This window comes from Burkholderia sp. Bp8992, from assembly GCF_003853705.1.
GTDB lineage: Bacteria > Pseudomonadota > Gammaproteobacteria > Burkholderiales > Burkholderiaceae > Burkholderia.
Map to the genome: position 1 here is coordinate 1 of NZ_QTQI01000007.1, position 16,488 is coordinate 16,488.

The 16,488-nt window shown below is 65.1% G+C and carries 16 protein-coding genes and 1 pseudogene; 10 read left to right on the forward strand and 7 right to left on the reverse strand.

The window, feature by feature from the left end:
* From DIE03_RS12585 to DIE03_RS12595, 3 genes and pseudogenes are all read left to right on the forward strand, one after another.
* Positions 1 to 110: pseudogene (locus DIE03_RS12585) on the forward strand (3-hydroxybutyrate dehydrogenase); the annotation flags it as partial.
* On the forward strand, positions 107 to 1,324 hold the full coding sequence (locus DIE03_RS12590; protein WP_185658147.1) for a patatin-like phospholipase family protein: 1,218 nt from the start codon (positions 107 to 109) through the stop codon (positions 1,322 to 1,324). The pseudogene DIE03_RS12585 and the gene DIE03_RS12590, both read left to right, overlap by 4 nt.
* 60 nt (positions 1,325 to 1,384) lie before the next feature.
* Positions 1,385 to 1,849, forward strand: a complete 465-nt coding sequence (locus tag DIE03_RS12595) for a hypothetical protein (RefSeq protein ID WP_124450662.1) — start codon at positions 1,385 to 1,387, stop codon at positions 1,847 to 1,849.
* A 43-nt stretch (positions 1,850 to 1,892) separates the two neighbouring features.
* Here the strand turns inward: DIE03_RS12595 and DIE03_RS12600 are convergent, their stop codons facing one another.
* A complete protein-coding gene (locus DIE03_RS12600) occupies positions 1,893 to 2,771 on the reverse strand; it encodes a LysR family transcriptional regulator (RefSeq protein WP_124450664.1) in 879 nt (292 codons plus the stop codon).
* Between the two features lie 121 nt (positions 2,772 to 2,892).
* Here DIE03_RS12600 and argC point away from each other — a divergent pair, with 121 nt between their 5' ends.
* Positions 2,893 to 3,834, forward strand: coding sequence for an N-acetyl-gamma-glutamyl-phosphate reductase (gene argC / locus DIE03_RS12605; RefSeq protein WP_124450666.1), 942 nt, complete (start codon positions 2,893 to 2,895; stop codon positions 3,832 to 3,834).
* A gap of 110 nt (positions 3,835 to 3,944) precedes the next feature.
* Here argC and DIE03_RS12610 read toward each other — a convergent pair whose 3' ends face one another.
* Positions 3,945 to 4,868 carry a LysR substrate-binding domain-containing protein gene (locus DIE03_RS12610; protein ID WP_124450668.1) on the reverse strand — a complete coding sequence of 308 codons (924 nt, stop codon included), beginning with the start codon at positions 4,866 to 4,868 and terminating at the stop codon, positions 3,945 to 3,947.
* Positions 4,869 to 4,983: 115 nt separating this feature from the next.
* Between DIE03_RS12610 and DIE03_RS12615 the strand changes: the two genes are divergently transcribed.
* Complete coding sequence (locus tag DIE03_RS12615; RefSeq protein WP_124450670.1) at positions 4,984 to 6,069, forward strand: tartrate dehydrogenase; 1,086 nt, start codon at positions 4,984 to 4,986, stop codon at positions 6,067 to 6,069.
* A 395-nt stretch (positions 6,070 to 6,464) separates the two neighbouring features.
* On the opposite strand, the gene DIE03_RS12625 is transcribed toward DIE03_RS12615, so the two are convergent.
* Together DIE03_RS12625 and DIE03_RS12630 are read right to left on the reverse strand one after the other, a co-directional pair.
* Positions 6,465 to 6,944, reverse strand: a complete 480-nt coding sequence (locus DIE03_RS12625; RefSeq protein ID WP_124450672.1) for a nuclear transport factor 2 family protein — start codon at positions 6,942 to 6,944, stop codon at positions 6,465 to 6,467.
* A 63-nt stretch (positions 6,945 to 7,007) separates the two neighbouring features.
* Positions 7,008 to 7,613 carry a TetR/AcrR family transcriptional regulator gene (locus DIE03_RS12630; RefSeq protein ID WP_124450674.1) on the reverse strand — a complete coding sequence of 202 codons (606 nt, stop codon included), beginning with the start codon at positions 7,611 to 7,613 and terminating at the stop codon, positions 7,008 to 7,010.
* Positions 7,614 to 7,781: 168 nt separating this feature from the next.
* Between DIE03_RS12630 and DIE03_RS12635 the strand changes: the two genes are divergently transcribed.
* On the forward strand, positions 7,782 to 8,420 hold the full coding sequence (locus DIE03_RS12635; RefSeq protein WP_124450676.1) for a GNAT family N-acetyltransferase: 639 nt from the start codon (positions 7,782 to 7,784) through the stop codon (positions 8,418 to 8,420).
* Positions 8,417 to 8,833 (forward strand): hypothetical protein, encoded by a 417-nt coding sequence (locus DIE03_RS12640; protein ID WP_124450678.1) that lies wholly within the window; start codon positions 8,417 to 8,419, stop codon positions 8,831 to 8,833. The genes DIE03_RS12635 and DIE03_RS12640 overlap by 4 nt, the downstream gene beginning before the upstream one ends.
* 373 nt (positions 8,834 to 9,206) lie before the next feature.
* Here DIE03_RS12640 and tdh read toward each other — a convergent pair whose 3' ends face one another.
* Both tdh and DIE03_RS12650 read right to left on the reverse strand, forming a co-directional pair.
* Positions 9,207 to 10,235: an L-threonine 3-dehydrogenase gene (gene tdh, locus DIE03_RS12645; RefSeq protein ID WP_124450680.1), complete on the reverse strand. Its 1,029-nt coding sequence runs from the start codon at positions 10,233 to 10,235 to the stop codon at positions 9,207 to 9,209.
* Between the two features lie 13 nt (positions 10,236 to 10,248).
* On the reverse strand, positions 10,249 to 11,448 hold the full coding sequence (locus DIE03_RS12650) for a glycine C-acetyltransferase (protein ID WP_124450682.1): 1,200 nt from the start codon (positions 11,446 to 11,448) through the stop codon (positions 10,249 to 10,251).
* Positions 11,449 to 11,609: 161 nt separating this feature from the next.
* On the opposite strand from DIE03_RS12650, the gene DIE03_RS12655 reads away from it, so the two are divergent.
* The 3 genes from DIE03_RS12655 to DIE03_RS12665 all read left to right on the forward strand — a co-directional run bounded on the left by DIE03_RS12655 (position 11,610) and on the right by DIE03_RS12665 (position 13,862).
* The gene (locus tag DIE03_RS12655; RefSeq protein ID WP_124450684.1) at positions 11,610 to 12,221 is read left to right on the forward strand and encodes a helix-turn-helix domain-containing protein; all 612 of its coding nucleotides are present in this window, start codon (positions 11,610 to 11,612) and stop codon (positions 12,219 to 12,221) included.
* A 141-nt stretch (positions 12,222 to 12,362) separates the two neighbouring features.
* Positions 12,363 to 12,740, forward strand: coding sequence for a DUF2471 family protein (locus tag DIE03_RS12660; RefSeq protein WP_124450686.1), 378 nt, complete (start codon positions 12,363 to 12,365; stop codon positions 12,738 to 12,740).
* A 102-nt stretch (positions 12,741 to 12,842) separates the two neighbouring features.
* A complete protein-coding gene (locus DIE03_RS12665) occupies positions 12,843 to 13,862 on the forward strand; it encodes a tyrosine-type recombinase/integrase (RefSeq protein ID WP_124450688.1) in 1,020 nt (339 codons plus the stop codon).
* 137 nt (positions 13,863 to 13,999) lie between these two features.
* Here the strand turns inward: DIE03_RS12665 and DIE03_RS12670 are convergent, their stop codons facing one another.
* Positions 14,000 to 15,181, reverse strand: a complete 1,182-nt coding sequence (locus DIE03_RS12670) for a DNA-binding protein (protein ID WP_124450690.1) — start codon at positions 15,179 to 15,181, stop codon at positions 14,000 to 14,002.
* Positions 15,182 to 16,488 lie beyond the last annotated feature (1,307 nt).

Here is a 16,488-nt window from a genome sequence, read left to right on the forward strand (position 1 = left end):
TCACGACGGTGCAGGACGTCGCGCAGACGGTGCTGTTCCTGTCGGCGTTCCCGAGCGCCGCGCTCACGGGCCAGTCGTTCATCGTCAGCCACGGCTGGTTCATGCAATGAAGCCGCACGCCCGCACCGAAAAGCAGGCCGTCGATGCGGCGGACCTGCAACACGAAGCCGGCGCACCGGCCCCCGCGCGGTCGCTGCCGTACGAAACGATCGCGCTCGTCCTGCAGGGCGGCGGCGCGCTCGGCGCGTATCAGGCCGGCGTGTTCGAAGGGCTGCACGAGGCGGGCGTTCCGCTCGACTGGATCGCGGGCATCTCGATCGGCGCGCTCAACACCGCGCTGATCGCCGGCAATGCGCCCGAGCATCGCGTCGAGCGCCTGCGCGAATTCTGGGAAACGATCTGCCAGCCGGCGTTCTTTCCCGCGATTCCGGCCGCGTTCGAATTCGCGCTGTTCAACAGCATCGACCAGGTCCGCACGTTCTTCACCGCGTCGCAGGCAGCCAGCGCGATGATGCAGGGCCAGCAAGGATTCTTCGTGCCGCGCTTTCCGCCGCCGCTGCCGGGCGTGGCCGATCATCCGGAAAAGATCAGCTGGTACGACACGTCGCAACTGCGCGCGACGCTGCTGAGGCTGTGCGACTTCGACCGGATCAATTCGGGCGAGACGCGCGTGTCGGTCGGCGCGGTCAACGTCGGTACCGGCAACTTCGTGTACTTCGACAACTCGCGCATCCGTCTCGAGCCCGAGCATTTCATGGCGTCCGGTGCGTTGCCGCCCGCGTTCCCGCCCGTCGAGATCGACGGCGAGTACTACTGGGACGGCGGTGTCGTGTCGAATACGCCGCTGATGGAAGTGCTCCGCGCCCGGCCGCGCCGCGACACGCTCGCGTTCCAGGTCGATCTGTGGAGCGCGCGCGGGCCGCTGCCGCGCACGATGGCCGACGTGGCCGAGCGCACGAAGGACGTGCAGTATTCGAGCCGCACGCGTTTCGTCACCGACACGCTGCAGCGCGAACAGCGCTACCGCAACGTGCTGCGCCACGTGCTCGAACAGGTGCCGGAAGAGCAGCGCAAGAACGACCCGTGGTGCGTCGAGGCTGATGCGATGTCGAGCGGGAAGAAGTACAACATCCAGCACCTGATCTACCAGCAGAAGGCGTACGAGCACCACTACAAGGACTATCAGTTCGGTCTGTCGACGATGCGCGACCACTGGTCCGCGGGTCTCGACGACATCCGCAAGACGCTCGCAGTGAAGGACGGCCTCGCGCTGCCCAACAACGACGCGGGCTTCGTCACGCACGACATTCACCGCCGCCGGTAATGCCGTGTCCGGCGGCCCGGCGCGATGCTTGCGCCGGGCCGTTCTCTTTTCCGATTCGACATGCCGATTTTCATTGCGCTATTCGCGCTCATCGCAATTGGATGGGGCGCGGTTCACCTGTTTCACGTCATCGCCGCGCAGTTCGGCCAGCCGGTCGCGATCGCGGCCGCCGTGCTCGCCGCCGCCATCGCGATCGCACTGGTCGCGTGGTGGATCAAGCGCCGCCGCGACATCGCACCGAATACGAAGGAAGACGGCTGGACGCACATCGTGCATCGCGCATGGGGCGAGTTGCGGCTTTCCGCGACGCAAGGGCTGCTGTGGCTGTCGCATGACGGCGCAGACGGCCGCTATACGCTGTCGCAGCTCGACGGCTGCCAGGCCGCGCCGATCGGCGGCCGCTGGCATCTCGTCGTGCGCGTGCGCGACGCCGTACGCAGCGAATGGAAGCTGCCGATGACCGACAAGCGCGATGCGCAGCGCTGGGCGCGCGTGCTCACGCTCGCGAAGGACAACCGGCTCTGAACGACGCGCGTCCGACCCGCACGGGCCGCCGCGCCGCGATCCGCTATCGCGCGCCGAGCAGCGCATCGAGCACGTGCTGCGTCGCCCGTTCGACCGGGCCGGCGCGATGGGCAATACCCAGCTCGCGCCACAACGCCGGGCGTAGCGGCCGCATGACGATGCGCGCATCCGGCAGTGGCGCACCGGCCTCGTGCGGCAGCAGCGTCGCACCGTAGCCTGCGGCGACCAGGCTCTTGATCGCATCGTTGTAGTTGAGCTCGATCCGCGGCTCGGGCCGGTGGCCGCCGAGCGCGAACCATTCCGTCGTGAGCCGTGACAGGCGCGTTGTCGCGTCGTTGAGAATCAGCGGGCGCGCAGCCAGATAGGCCGGCGTCACGCGCGCCGGAAGCCGCCAGTCGGCGGGCAGGAAGGCCATCACCGGATCGCGCCGCCATGCGCGGATCGACAGCCCCGCGACCGGCGCCTGCGGCAGCGCGACCAGCCCGACGTCGAGCGTGCCCTGCGCAATGCGCGCCAGCGTGTCCTGCGACGTGAGCACCGCGATCTGCACATCGATATCCGGATGCTGTTCGCGCAGCCGCGCCACCGCCTGCGGCAGCAGGTGTGCGATCGCACCGGTCGACGCGCCGAGGCGCACCCGTCCGGTCAACCCCTGCACCTGCCGCTGCACGTCGTCGAGCGTGGATTCGACCTCGGCCAGCAGGCGCCGCGCCCGTTCGACCAGCACTTCGCCGATCGTCGACGGCCGCACGTTTCCGCGCGTACGGGACAGCAGCGGCGCGCCGACGCGACTTTCCAGTTCGGCAATATGAAGACTGACGGTCGGCGGTGCGAGATGCAGCCATTGCGCCGCCGCGACAAAGGATCCGTGGTCCGCGATCGCGACCAGCGTACGCAGGCGGTCGAGACTGATTTCGCGCATCAAACACCTCTCGTTCAGGAAAGCTGAATCAGATTGTCAGTAAATTCAACTTTTCCTATTCTATGCGCCGGCGGACGATACGGCTTTCCCCCGACGACCGAACGCGAGGAACACGACCATCATGAGCTTCCCCACTGTCTTCATCGACGGCGACCAGGGCACGACCGGGCTGCTGATTCACGAGCGCCTGCGCGAGCGCACCGACGTGCGGGTGCTCACGCTTCCGGCAGCCGAACGCAAGGACCCCGCGCGGCGTGCCGATGCGCTCAACGCCTGCGATATCGCGATCCTGTGCCTGCCCGATGCGGCCGCGCGCGAAGCGGTCGGCTTCATCCGGAACCCGGCGGTGCGCGTGATCGATGCGAGTTCCGCTCATCGCATGCAGCCCGAATGGGTCTACGGCTTTCCCGAGATGGCCGACGGACATGCGCAGAATATCGCGCACGCGAAGCGCGTCACCAATCCGGGCTGCTACCCGACGGGTGCGATCGGCCTGCTTCGCCCGCTGCAACAAGCCGGCCTGCTGCCGCGCGACTACCCGGTGAGCATCCATGCGATCTCCGGCTACTCGGGGGGCGGAAGGGCGGCCGTCGACGCATTCGAATCGGCTGACGCCGACGCGCGCGCGCTGCCGCTGCAGGTGTACGGCCTCGCACTCGAGCACAAGCATGCCCCCGAGATCGCGCTGCACGCCGGGCTCGCGCACCGCCCGTTCTTCGTGCCGGCCTACGGTGCCTATCGACAGGGCATCGTGCTCACCATACCGATCGAGCTGCGCCTGCTTGCGGCCGGCGTGACCGGTGAGCAGCTGCATGCCTGCCTCGCGCACCATTACGCCGGTGCGCGTCACGTCGACGTCACGCCGCTTGCCGACGCGCACGCGACCACGCATCTCGATCCGCAAGCGCTGAACGGCACCAATGACCTGCGGCTCGGCGTGTTCGTCAACGAAGCGCGCGGCCAGGTGCTGCTGTCCGCCGTGTTCGACAATCTCGGCAAAGGCGCATCGGGCGCAGCCGTGCAGAATCTCGACCTGATGCTCGGTGCGTCGAGCGTGGCGTGAGTCTTCCGCAGGCATCGTCGGAGTCCGGTCCGGCAAGCGGATCGGCGTCGCATCCAGCGCTGCGTCGGTGCCTGCGCACGCCTCCCGCAAAAGCTCACCTTTAGCCGAATTCAGGCCGTATCGTCAGCCGCTGCGGCATTCGAGGCGGCGAGCGTCTCCGCCAGAAAGTCCACGCACACGCGCACCTTCGCCGACGCCGCGACGCGTTCCGGATATACGGCCCAGATGTTCGCGGGCTGGATCGCGTCCGGCAGCACGCGGCACAGTTCACCGCGCTCGATCAGCGGCGCAGCCTCCCAGATCGAACGCAACACGATCCCGCGTCCGGCCAGTGCCCATTGCACGGCCACCTCGCCATGGTTCGTCGACAGGGCGCCGCCGACCTTCACCGTGACCGTCTCGCCGCGCACGTTCAGCCGCCATACACCGAACGGATGGTCGCGCTCCTTGATTGCAAGACAATCGTGCGAAGCAAGGTCCGCGAGCGAGCGCGGCGTGCCGCGTCGTGCGAGATAGTCGGGCGACGCGCAGAGCACGCGATGGTTCGCGGCGAGGCGGCGCGCGATCAGATGATCGGCGATCTCGTCGCCGATGCGCACGTCGAGGTCGTAGCCTTCGCCCGCGACGTCGACGAGCCGGTCGAACAGATCGAGCCGCACGTTCAGTTGCGGGTAGCGCGCACTGAAGTCGAGCAGCGCCGGCGCGACGACGTGCCGGCCGAAGCCGAAGCTGCTGGAGATGCGCAGCGTGCCGCGCGGCACCGTGCGGGTGGTCGACACGTCCTCGACGAGATGATCGACGTCGTCGAGAATCTTCTCGGCACGCGCGAACACGCGTTCGCCGGCCTCCGTGACGGTGACGCGGCGCGTCGAGCGATGCAGCAGGCGCGTCCCGAGCTGCGCCTCGAGCAGCGCGATGCGCTTGCTGACGTACGCGGGCGACACCGCGAGCTGCTCGGCGGCCGCGCTGAAGCTCGTCAGGCGGACGACCAGGCTGAACACGCGCAGGTCGTCGAGATTCGGCGATTTATTCACGATTCGTGGAAAGTCGATTAACCTTTCGTGTGATTCTAATCCAGATGGAAATAAATAGAATGGCGTGACAGGCCGTTGCCTCCCCGCAGCCGGCCAACCAGCCAAGGAGATTTGCATGACCGACAAGACCTACAGGATTGCCGTGATCCCCGGCGACGGCATCGGCCGCGAAGTGATGCCCGAGGGCCTGCGCGCGCTCGCCGCCGTGACCGCGCGCTTCGGCATCCGCTTCGATTTCGTCGAGATCGACTGGGCGAGCTGCGACTACTACGCGCAGCACGGCAAGATGATGCCGGACGACTGGAAGGCGCAGCTGTCGGGCATGGACGCGATCCTGTTCGGCGCGGTCGGCTGGCCCGCGACGGTGCCTGATCACATCTCGCTGTGGGGCTCGCTGCTGAAATTCCGCCGCGAATTCGACCAGTACATCAACCTGCGGCCCGCGCGCCTGTTCGACGGCGTGCCATCGCCGCTCGCCGGCCGCCGCGCGGGCGACATCGACTTCATGATCGTGCGCGAGAACACCGAGGGCGAATATTCGTCGGTGGGCGGCACGATGTTCGAAGGCACCGAGCGCGAAGTCGTGATGCAGCAGTCGATCTTCACGCGGCACGGCACCGAGCGCGTGCTGAAATTCGCGTTCGAGCTCGCACAGCGGCGCGCGAAGCGTGTCACCGTCGCGACGAAGAGCAACGGCATCGCGATCAGCATGCCGTGGTGGGATGCGCGTGCGGCCGACATGGCCGAACGCTATCCGGAGATCGCCGTCGACAAGCAGCACATCGACATCCTGTGCGCGCGCTTCGTGCTGCAGCCGGACCGCTTCGACGTCGTCGTCGCGTCGAACCTGTTCGGCGACATCCTGTCGGATCTCGGGCCGGCCTGCACGGGCACGATCGGCATCGCGCCGTCGGCGAACCTGAACCCCGACCGCACGTTCCCGTCGCTGTTCGAGCCCGTACACGGTTCGGCACCCGACATCGCGGGGCAATACATCGCGAACCCGGTCGCGATGATCTGGTCGGCGGCGATGATGCTCGACTTCCTCGGCAACGGCGCGGGCCGCGAACGTGAAGCGCACGACACGATGATCGCCGCGATCGAGGACGTGCTGCGCACGGGGCCGCATACGCGCGATCTCGGCGGCAACGCAGGCACGCAGGAAGTGGGCGAGGCGGTCGCCGCGCGGATCGCGGGCTGAAGCGCGAGGGTGATGCCCGGCGCGCGCCGGGCATCACTTCATGAATCGCTCGGCGGTGAGCAACGCACGACGCGTTTGCGCACTCGTGCAGATTCGTTGGAAGCCTACGTGGTGAAGTCGATCCGATCGGTGAGATGCACGTCACGCGCGCGCACACCGATCGTCGACGCTTCACCGGTGCGATCGGTGAGATGCATCACGCGATAAAGCACACCGCTGCACGTCGACATGCGTGCTTTACCCGTGCGATGCCGCGTCGACCTGCTCGAAGCACACAGTCCGACACGCCATTCCACCGCGTCCCGAAAAATCTCACCTCAGCGTAGCAACTCCCGAATTTCCTCACCATTGGACCGCGGTGATGCGTTCGCCGCTCCGCTGAATCGACGTGAACCTCACAGCCCGAGGTCGGACAGCCCCGGATGATCGTCCGGACGACGACCGAGCGGCCAGTGATAAAGACGGTCGGCCTCGCGAATCGGCAGATCATTGATGCTCGCGTGACGATGCGCCATCAGGCCGTTTTCGTCGAACTCCCAGTTCTCGTTGCCGTACGAGCGGAACCAGTTGCCCGCATCGTCGTGCCATTCGTACGCAAAGCGCACCGCGATGCGATTGCCGTCGAACGCCCACAGCTCCTTGATCAGACGGTAGTCGAGTTCGCGCGCCCACTTGCGCTGCAGCAGCCCGACGATCTCGTCGCGGCCCGTCACGAACTCGGCACGATTGCGCCACCGGCTCTGCGGCGTATAGGCGAGCGACACGCGCTGCGGGTCGCGCGTGTTCCACCCGTCCTCGGCGGCGCGCACCTTCTGGCGCGCCGTTTCGAGCGTGAAGGGCGGAACGGGCGGGCGGACTTCGGGGGAATCGGACATGAGTTGCTCCTGTTCAGGTTCTGGCCGCGAACGAACGCAGCCGGTTCGGATTCGCTGCGTCGGCTACCGCGACACGGTATCGAGCAGCAGTTCGGCCGTCGCGCGCGCATCGCGCGCGGCGTTTGCATCGCCGCTGACGAGCGCCACGCCGATCGCGCCGTCGATCAGCACGAGCCACTGGCGTGCGATGCGCGCAAGCCCGCGACGCTCGATGCCGGCTTCGTCGGCATACGCATCGAAGCGCTCGCGCACGAACGCCAGCAACCGTGCCTTGTGTTCGCGCGCGACGACACGGACGGGACCGTCGGCATCGGGGATCTCGCCCGATGCGTTCAGGAACGCGCAGCCGTGAAAATCGGGCTGCCCGAACCAGTCGCGCAACACGTCGAACATGCCGAGCAGCTGCGTGCGGGGCGCCTTGCCGCGCGCCAGCGTAGCGTCGACGAACCAGCGCATCCAGCGTTCGTCGCGACGCTCGAGCGCGGCGACCACCAGCGCCTCTTTCGATTCGAAATGCGAATAAAAGCTCTTTCGTGCCGCGCCGGAGCGCTTGACGATCGCATCGACACCCGTTGCATGGATGCCGCCCGAATAGATCAGCGCTTCGGCCGCGTCGAGCAGCCGGTCGCGAACGCCCGGTTCGCCGGAGGAGTCGTGAGGTGTATTCATGGGTTTACGGTAGAACGATCGTTCTCCATCGTCAATACCCATGTGAAAGGCCCTGTCGGTGAGAGGGCTGATGCGCGGCCTGGCGGCGCGCGTTTACGACATTTTTTCTTGAAGCCGATACGGGACGCTCACTACACTTCGGTCACCCTGTCTGGGCACAAGGACATCATGCAGCGACCGGAATCCGCGCGCCCCGCGCGCGCCTATGCGGCTTATGCGAAGCGGCTCGACGGCCGCGTCGTCGTGCGGCGCTTCGATCCGCGCAGCGATTCGTACGACGCACTGACCGCGCTGCTGCATCGCGCGTTCGCGCCGCTCGGCGCACTGGGCTTCAATTGCCCGGGTGTCGATCAGCCGGCGTCGGCGACGCGCGAACGCATGCTCACCGGCGAGTGCTTCGTCGCGCTCGGCAACGCGCATCTGGTCGCGACGATGACGCTGCAGTCGCACGATCCCGATTCCCGCTGCGATCCGTATCGCAGCCGGCGCGTCGCGACGCTCGGCCAGTTGGCCGTCGATCCCGTCTGGCAGGACCGCGGCATCGGTCGTTCACTGCTCGCGTTCGCACAGCATCGGGCCGCCGCGCGCGGCGCGACGCACCTGGCGCTCGACGCGCCGCATGCGGCGGTCCGGCTCATCGATTTCTATCGTCGCGCAGGATTTCAGCCGGTCGACGTGATGCGTTTTCCGGGGCACAACTACGACAGCGCGATCCTGTGCAAGGCCGTCAGCATCGCGAACGACCGCATGCGCGCGGTCGGCACGATGCAGATCGAGGTCGCACGGCAAGCCGGTGCGGCGACATGAGACACGAGGTGCCGAAGCGCGACGACGGCGACGATCGCACCCGGCTCGACGCCCGGCAGGCCCGCGTGCGTGCCGCTCTGCGGCTGCGCGGCGTGATGAAGCTGACGATCGTCACGATCGCGGTCGCGCAGGCGCTTGCGTTCGCGTTCGAAAGCCTGCTGGTTGCGGCCGGATTCGCGCCGGACGCCGCGACGGTGCTGCTGTTCCGCTTCGTGACGTGTGCGCTCGTCAGCTTCTGGCTGCAGGCCGATGCATTGCGTGCGTATCAGTACGCGGCGCAGCACGGGTTCATCACGATTCCCGGCACGCATGGCGATCCGGTCGACATTGCGCCTCAATGCCCGAAGCGCTGGCTAGTCGTGTTGAATCTTCAGCTCGAACCGCGATGGATGAAGGGTGAACGGAGCAAGTAGTGATCTGCGCACCGTTGGACGCCGTGCGCCATGCGCATGAGTGAGTCGCAACGAGGTTTGCGGGCTCACGGTTGATGTTCCGGTTCGGTTCGGCGCCGCATGCGGTGCGTCGCGAACGATCACCCGGCCAGCGAAGTAGCAACTCATGTGGAAGGGCGTGGAAGGGACTAAGCGAAGCGGAGGCAGACAGGTGAAGCGAACGTGCGCTTGCAATTCACCGATGCCGAAACGCGTCGCGATTCGGCGCACAAACACAGCTCCCGAATATTCTCACCTCAAGCGTTGAATCACGCGCTTCGGTGCGACGGTACGCACGTAAACGAAAGCGGGGCAGGCGGCCAACATGCCGCGCTGCCCCGCCTCGACACTCGACTCAGGCCGTCCAGTCGAGAATCACCTTGCCGCTTTCGCCGGACAGCATCGCGGCGAAGCCTTTCTCGTAATCGTCGGCCGCGAAGCGATGCGTGATGATCGGCGACAGGTCGAGGCCGCTCTGCAGCATCGCGACCATCTTGTACCAGGTCTCGAACATCTCGCGGCCGTAGATGCCCTTGATCTCGAGGCCCTTGAAGATCACCTGGTTCCAGTCGATCGCCGTCTGCGCGGGCGGGATGCCGAGCAGCGCGACCTTGCCGCCATGGTTCATCGCCTCGAGCATGCTCGTGAACGCGCTCGGCACACCCGACATCTCGAGACCGACGTCGAAGCCTTCGGTCATGTGCAGGTCGGCCATCACGTCGCGCAGCGACTCGCGTGCGACGTTGACCGCGCGCGTCGCGCCCATCTTGCGCGCGAGCTCGAGCCGGTAGTCGTTGATGTCGGTGATCACGACGTTGCGCGCGCCGACGTGTTTCGCGATCGCGACGGCCATGATGCCGATCGGGCCCGCGCCGGTGATCAGCACATCCTCGCCGACGAGGTTGAACGACAGCGCCGTGTGCGTCGCGTTGCCGAACGGATCGAAGATCGACGCGAGATCGTCGGAGATCTCCGGCGGAATCTTGAACGCGTTGAACGCCGGGATCGCCAGATACTCGGCGAACGCGCCTTCGCGGTTCACACCGACACCGACCGTGTTGCGGCACAGATGCCGGCGCCCCGCGCGGCAGTTACGGCAGAAACCGCACGTGATGTGGCCTTCGCCGGACACGCGATCGCCGATCGCGAAGCCGCGCACTTCCTGCCCCATCTCGACGATCTCGCCGACATATTCGTGACCGACGTGCATCGGCACGGGAATCGTCTTCTGCGCCCAGTCGTCCCACTTCCAGATATGGATGTCGGTGCCGCAGATCGCCGTGCGGTGGATCTTGATCAGCACGTCGTTGTGGCCGACTTCGGGACGCTTCACGCGCGTGAGCGTCAGGCCGGGGCCGCGTTCGAGCTTTGCCAGTGCTTTCATGGTCGCGCCTCCGTCAGATGATGCCGAGCGACTTGCCGACGCGCACGAACGCGGCGACCGTCTGGTCGATCTGCTCGGGCGTATGCGCGGCGCTCATCTGCGTGCGGATGCGCGCGCGGCCGCGCGGCACGACGGGGAACGAGAAGCCGATCACGTAGACGCCTTCGCCGAGCAGCTTGTCGGCCATGTTCGTCGCGAGCTGCGCGTCGCCGAGCATCACCGGAATGATCGGGTGTGCGCCGGGCACGAGCGTGAAGCCCGCTTCGGTCATCTGCTGGCGGAACCGCGCGCCGTTCTCGCGCACGCGCTCGCGCAGCTTCGCACCTTCGTCGCTGCCGAGCAGTTCCAGCACCTTCAGCGATGCCGCGGCGATGCTCGGCGTGAGCGTGTTCGAGAACAGGTACGGGCGCGAGCGCTGGCGCAGCAGCTCGATCACCTCGCGACGCGCGGCGACATAGCCGCCCGATGCACCGCCGAGCGCCTTCCCGAGCGTGCCCGTGATGATGTCGACGCGGCCTTCGACGCCGCAGTACTCCGGCGTGCCGCGACCGTGCGTGCCGATGAAGCCGACCGCATGCGAATCATCGACCATCACGAGCGCGCCGTAGCGATCGGCGAGATCGCAGATGCCTTTCAGGTCGGCGATGATGCCGTCCATCGAGAACACGCCGTCGGTCGCGATCAGCTTGTGGCGCGCGCCGGCCGCGTCGGCTTCCTTGAGCTTCGCCTCGAGGTCGGCCAGGTCGTTGTTCTTGTAGCGGAAGCGCTTCGCCTTGCAGAGGCGAATACCGTCGATGATGCTCGCATGGTTCAGCTCGTCGCTGATGATCGCGTCGTTCTCGTCGAGCAGCGTCTCGAACAGCCCGCCGTTCGCGTCGAAGCAGCTCGAATAGAGGATGCTGTCCTCGGTGCCGAGAAACGCGGCCAGCGCGCTTTCCAGTTGCTTGTGGACGGTTTGCGTGCCGCAGATGAAGCGGACCGATGCCATGCCGAAGCCGTCCTGGTCGAGGCCGGCCTTCGCCGCCGCGATCAGGCGCGAATCGTTCGCCAGACCCAGATAGTTGTTCGCGCAGAAATTGAGCACGCCGGCACCGCCGGCGAGCCGCACGGCTGCCGCCTGGGGACTCGCGATCTCGCGCTCGGTCTTGTAAAAACCGTCCGCGCGGATCTGGTCGAGCGTCCCGCGCACCTGGGCGAGAAAGGCATCACGCATCGCAAAGCTCCTGACAGGGATTCGCATTCCGCGGCGCACCGCTCGTGGCGGCGGCGCAACGGCCTGCTACTGTTATAGTCGGTCGTTCGGTTGACCGCATTTATCCGATATTCCGAACTAGAATTCGAAATATCGAACAACTCTAAGCGAACGGAATCCAAATGGCAAGTTCCTCCGGGCCGCGGCGCACGCCTGCCGGCGCCGCGCCGCAGCCGCCGGCCATCACGCCGCCGCGTGTGGGCGAGCAGATCCAGCGGCTGCGCAACGAGCGCAAGCTGACGCTCGACGACCTGTCGCGCGCGGCCGGCGTATCGAAATCGATGCTCTCCGAGATCGAACGCGACAAGGCCAACCCGACGATCGCCGTTGCGTGGCGGCTGACGAATGCGCTCGGCATCACGCTCGACGAGCTGTTCTCGCAGCCGAAGGCGCCCGAGACGATCCGGGTGGACGGCCCGCATGACATCCCGACACTCGCCGGCCACGACGGCCGGTACCAGTTGCGCGTATGGGGCCCGATCGACCTCGCCGGCAAGTTCGAGTGGTACGAACTGACGCTGCCGGGCGGCGGCGCACTGGTGTCGAACGCGCACGAACCCGGCACGCGCGAGCACCTCACCGTGCTGCAGGGCGCGATGGAAATCGAGGCCGCAGCGGCCAGCCGGCGCCTGAAGGCGGGCGACACGGCACGCTACCCGGCCGACGAGCCGCATGCGATCCGCAACCCCGGCAAGGCCGAAGCGCGTGCATTGCTGATCGTGATCCATCGCTGACGACGCGGATAGTCGGCCGAAAGGTCAATCGCAGGCCAGTTGCGGAAAATACTGTATGTTTGTACAGTATACGGACATTCCGCCATGCACGGGCCGGAGCCGGCGCACCGAGGCGCCCGTCCCGGTCGACAGGAGCCTGCAATGACAGAAGAACAAGATTTGGCCGCGCTCAGCTTCAAGGCTGCCGCGCATGATCTCGAGCTGATCGTCCGGCATATCGCCGGGCGCTACATCCGCCAGCGCGTGCCGCTCACGTGGCGCCTGCTGCACGCGATCGAAGCCGAGGCGCTCGCCGATCTCGGCTTTGCCAGCCGGCACGACGCCGGCATGCGTCAATTATTCGAACGGCCGTCGGACATGACGTTTCCCGAAACGGACGATCCGATCGACTTCGGGCGCTCGAATGCGCTGCCCGCCGTCTTTTCGTTCGCGGTCCTCGCGTACGAGGCCGCGGCAACGTCGCACGGCACGGCACCCCGCGAGCGCGCTCACCGTCAGTCCAAGGCGTGGGGCGACTGACGGCCAGGCTCCGGCCGCGGCGCACGGCGGCCGGTTCAGTCCCTTGCTGCCCGACATGTTGCGGAAAGGGCTACCATATACGCAACTAACGGAATTAACACCATGTCCCTTCCCGCCTCTCCCGACACCGCTGCACGCCCGGAAGAAAAGGATCTGTTCGACCGCGGTGCGTCCGACTGGATCCTCTCACCCGAAACCGCGTTCGACGCGTGGCTCGCGATGCAGGACTATCGCCGTTCGTCAGCCGACGTCTATCGCGCGCAATGGGGCGCCTTTCTCGCGTGGATGCGTGCGCATCAGAAGAATCTGGCCACGGTCGACACGGCCACCATTGCAAACTTCGTCGGCGAACTGCCGATCAAGAAGACGCAGCGCATGCGCTATTTGCGGCTGATCGAGCGTGTGCTCGACCACATCCGGCGTACCGAATACGCATCGACCAACCCGGCCCGTTTCATTGCTCAGGATGGCGAAGCGAACTGGCGCCAGGCACGCGACAACGAGCCGACCGGTTTCCTCACGCCGGCCGAACGCGCGACGTTGCTCGCCTATCTGTTCTCACCGATCGGCGTATCGGGTTCCGCGTACTGGAAAGAGCGGCGCGACCGCGCGCTCGTTGCCGCGTTTCTCGGTGCCGGCATCAAGACCGGCGAAGCGCGTGCCCTCACCATTAGTTGCATCAATACGACCGGCACGTCATTGCAGATCGAGTCGACGCATCCGGATTACGCGCGCGAAACCCATCTGGCCTCGTTTGCAATCGCGCTGCTCGAAGCATGGCTGACCGAGCGCAAGCGCCAGGAGATCCCGGGAGAACTCGTATTCCCCGCATCGCATGCCGGGCGGCCGATGCACAAGGCCACAATGCTGCGCGCGATCGACGCGATCGTCGAATCGGCCGGGCTCACGTCGTCGCGCACCGCACGCGCGAGCCCGCAAACGCTGCGCAATACCTATGCGGCCGAGCTGTTCGAACATGACGTGCCGCCCGAGCGCGTCGGCAAATGGCTGGGCTTCATGCGGCCGATCTCGTCGAACCGCCTGCATCGCGCGTGGAAGAACTGGCGCGATGGCTTGGCCGACCACAACGGTGACGCGACCGACAGCGACGAAACTCACTGATCCTGATGCGGCTGCTCACGCGATACCATCCGTGAGCAGCCTTGCGTGGCGCAGCCTCATCGTTCCACAGCTCCCGAAAAACCTCACCTCAAGCGTCCCGAATCGTCTCACCTGTGCGGGTGCCGCCGATCTCCGGGTCAGGAATGCGCAAAGCGCGCGACGGCTTCGAACCGCGACGGCCACGCGCCCGAAGCGTGTTCGCATTCCGGGCACGCCACTTCAAATCCTTCGTCACCGTGCGACAGTTCCGGCTCCCCATCGCAATGCGGGCACCGGGCCGGCACCGGAATATCGTGATCCAGCGCGGTACCGATCGCGGAAAACGCTTCCGCATCCAGTTGCCCGGCATCGGCCAGGCGCCGGATCAGCGCGGCGATTTCCGGATTCATCCCTCGGCTCGCACGTAACGAACTCACGTCGCGCGTCGCACGTTCCAGTTCATCGCCCTGCGTACGCAACTGTTCTTCGAGCCGATCCGCGCGGGCCTTGGCCGAACTCAATTGCTGCAGGAAATCGAATTCCTTGCGCTGAACGTCGCGCAAGCCACTCTGGTAGGTCGACGCCATGCTGCGCAACGAATCCAGCTCGACCAGCATCGGTTTCACGCGGCGCTCGGCTTCGGCCACGGCGTCCTTGATTTGCTGAGCGTAGTGCTCCGTGCGTTGCTGCAATTCAGCTTGCAATGCATCGATGCGGTCGCGAAGCGTCGCGTTTTGCGCCTGCTCGGTGTCAATGCGGGCCGCTGCCGCGGCGAGTTCCTTCTCCAGTCGGGCGACTGTGGTGAGTAACGTCGCTTCGCTTGCCGAACCGTGTGTCGATTGCGACGCCAGTTGAACCTCGAGTTCGGTCACGCGGGCCTGCAGCTGTTCGTTTCGGGTTTCGCCGCGGGCGAGCGCCGCTTCGAGCGTTTCCTGGCGGACGGTTGCGTCGCGCAACCGCTGCTCGGCGTCGGCCACGCTGGCCCGAACCTGTTCGCGATCGCTATCGAGGCTGTCGCGGGCTGCTTTCAGTGCTTCTTCATAGAGTGCACCGAGCAAGGCGCCGGCTTTTTCCTCGACGGCCTTCGGGATGGCTGCTCCGTCGAGCCGGATCTTGGACGCGGAACGGATGCGCTCCCAGAAATGGTCGATATCTTTCGGAATGTCGCTGGCGCTGCCGGTCTGGGTGAGATCGCGAACGTTGGCGGCCGACGGGCGGATGCCGAGATCGAAGAACAAACGCTTGCAGGCATGCAGCGACAATTCCTGACGGCGTGCACCGCTGGCACGCAGCGATTCCAGTTCGTCGCGAATGACTTGGCGCATTTCGTCCAGGGTCATGACAGTGCTCACAGACATTGAAATGTGGCAATCATAACGAAATACGTATTTCTTGATACTTGTTTTGTGCGGACGTGGTGAATTTACGTCGCTTCGCACAGAAATCGGATCTGTGAGCCGATCTGGTCGACTGTGCTCAAGGATTCCGTGAAACAAAGCGAAGAAAGTCAGCCAAGTCTTTGTCTTACAAGCGTTTTCCTGCAGACCCCGAATTTCGGCATTTGTTTCACATGACAACGGATCCCGTTGCCTGTGGGTGTTCAGGGGTTGAGGTGTCTGTGGAAAACTCGTCAGCCGATGTCTTGAGAGTATTAGAAGTAAACACCCTTGAACCCTTAGTTAAAAACGTTAACGCCACGGCACAGCCTTACGTAGCAAGGCTTTCCGGCCGACAAGGTGAAGTTTTACGGGAGCCAAGGTGATCTTCTGCGGGAGCTGACGTGATGGGGTTCAGGGAGCAGCGTGAGCCGTTGCAGGAAAGATCGTGAGCGGATTCGGGATCACAGTGAAACACGAGATTTCCCAAAGGTGAGGGTTTTCGGGGCCGCACAGCCACGGAACCCGCGCTATGCCTGTCTGCACAGTTTTCTGCCTGTGCAGACACAGGTGAGAACTTGCGGGACCTTCTTCGCGCCCCGATTCTGCCCATCTTTTGGGCAGTTTTGGCGAAAGGTGAGGTTTCACGGGACTCCGCGGGATTTTGCTGTGAGGATTTCCGGGAAGCGAGCGCCATTTTGCACAGCAAAAGTGCGCACAGGGGCCTGTGATGCCCTAAAGGTGAGGTTTTTCGGGAGGGAAATCCGGGTTTTCCTGCCCTGATCCCACTAAGGTGAGCTTTTTCGGGGCATGGATCAAAGGCTTTGCACGTGCCCACAGGTGAGGCTTTTCGGGAATGGAATTTGCCCGAAAAATGGTCACAGGTGAGGTTTTTCGGGACCTGTGATCGGCCGGATTCGCCGAAAAGCCCGCCAGGACTGGAAGAAATCTCGTTTTTGCTGTGCCACTTTTTGGCACAGGTGAGATTTTTCGGGGGCTGACATACCGTTGTCGTATGAAGGATTCCCGTCTAAAGGTGAGGCTTTTCGGGGGATGTCCGCGATGCACAGCCAAATGCCTTCTGAGCATAAGTATCGGAACGCATTGAGGTTTTTGATACTGTGGCGGTTACGGTGAGGTTTTTCGGGAGCCATTTCCGTGCCCGTTGCGGCACAGCATTTTTTCCGAAAGGTGAGCGTTTTCGGGAGGCTTTGCCAGCCAATCCCGCGCGTGCCGGGCATTCGTCGGCATCCGGACGAAAGAACTTGCTG

Excerpts from the sequence above, each read along its gene's own strand:
- DIE03_RS12595 (WP_124450662.1), top strand. The coding sequence starts at position 1,385 with ATGCCGATTTTCATTGCGCTATTCGCGCTCATCGCAATTGGATGGGGC.
- DIE03_RS12640 (WP_124450678.1), top strand. The coding sequence starts at position 8,417 with ATGAGACACGAGGTGCCGAAGCGCGACGACGGCGACGATCGCACCCGG.
- tdh (WP_124450680.1), bottom strand. The coding sequence starts at position 10,235 with ATGAAAGCACTGGCAAAGCTCGAACGCGGCCCCGGCCTGACGCTCACG.
- DIE03_RS12655 (WP_124450684.1), top strand. The coding sequence starts at position 11,610 with ATGGCAAGTTCCTCCGGGCCGCGGCGCACGCCTGCCGGCGCCGCGCCG.
- DIE03_RS12600 (WP_124450664.1), bottom strand. The coding sequence starts at position 2,771 with ATGCGCGAAATCAGTCTCGACCGCCTGCGTACGCTGGTCGCGATCGCG.
- DIE03_RS12630 (WP_124450674.1), bottom strand. The coding sequence starts at position 7,613 with ATGAATACACCTCACGACTCCTCCGGCGAACCGGGCGTTCGCGACCGG.
- DIE03_RS12650 (WP_124450682.1), bottom strand. The coding sequence starts at position 11,448 with ATGCGTGATGCCTTTCTCGCCCAGGTGCGCGGGACGCTCGACCAGATC.
- DIE03_RS12660 (WP_124450686.1), top strand. The coding sequence starts at position 12,363 with ATGACAGAAGAACAAGATTTGGCCGCGCTCAGCTTCAAGGCTGCCGCG.
- DIE03_RS12615 (WP_124450670.1), top strand. The coding sequence starts at position 4,984 with ATGACCGACAAGACCTACAGGATTGCCGTGATCCCCGGCGACGGCATC.
- argC (WP_124450666.1), top strand. The coding sequence starts at position 2,893 with ATGAGCTTCCCCACTGTCTTCATCGACGGCGACCAGGGCACGACCGGG.
- DIE03_RS12670 (WP_124450690.1), bottom strand. The coding sequence starts at position 15,181 with ATGACCCTGGACGAAATGCGCCAAGTCATTCGCGACGAACTGGAATCG.
- DIE03_RS12625 (WP_124450672.1), bottom strand. The coding sequence starts at position 6,944 with ATGTCCGATTCCCCCGAAGTCCGCCCGCCCGTTCCGCCCTTCACGCTC.
- DIE03_RS12635 (WP_124450676.1), top strand. The coding sequence starts at position 7,782 with ATGCAGCGACCGGAATCCGCGCGCCCCGCGCGCGCCTATGCGGCTTAT.
- DIE03_RS12665 (WP_124450688.1), top strand. The coding sequence starts at position 12,843 with ATGTCCCTTCCCGCCTCTCCCGACACCGCTGCACGCCCGGAAGAAAAG.
- DIE03_RS12590 (WP_185658147.1), top strand. The coding sequence starts at position 107 with ATGAAGCCGCACGCCCGCACCGAAAAGCAGGCCGTCGATGCGGCGGAC.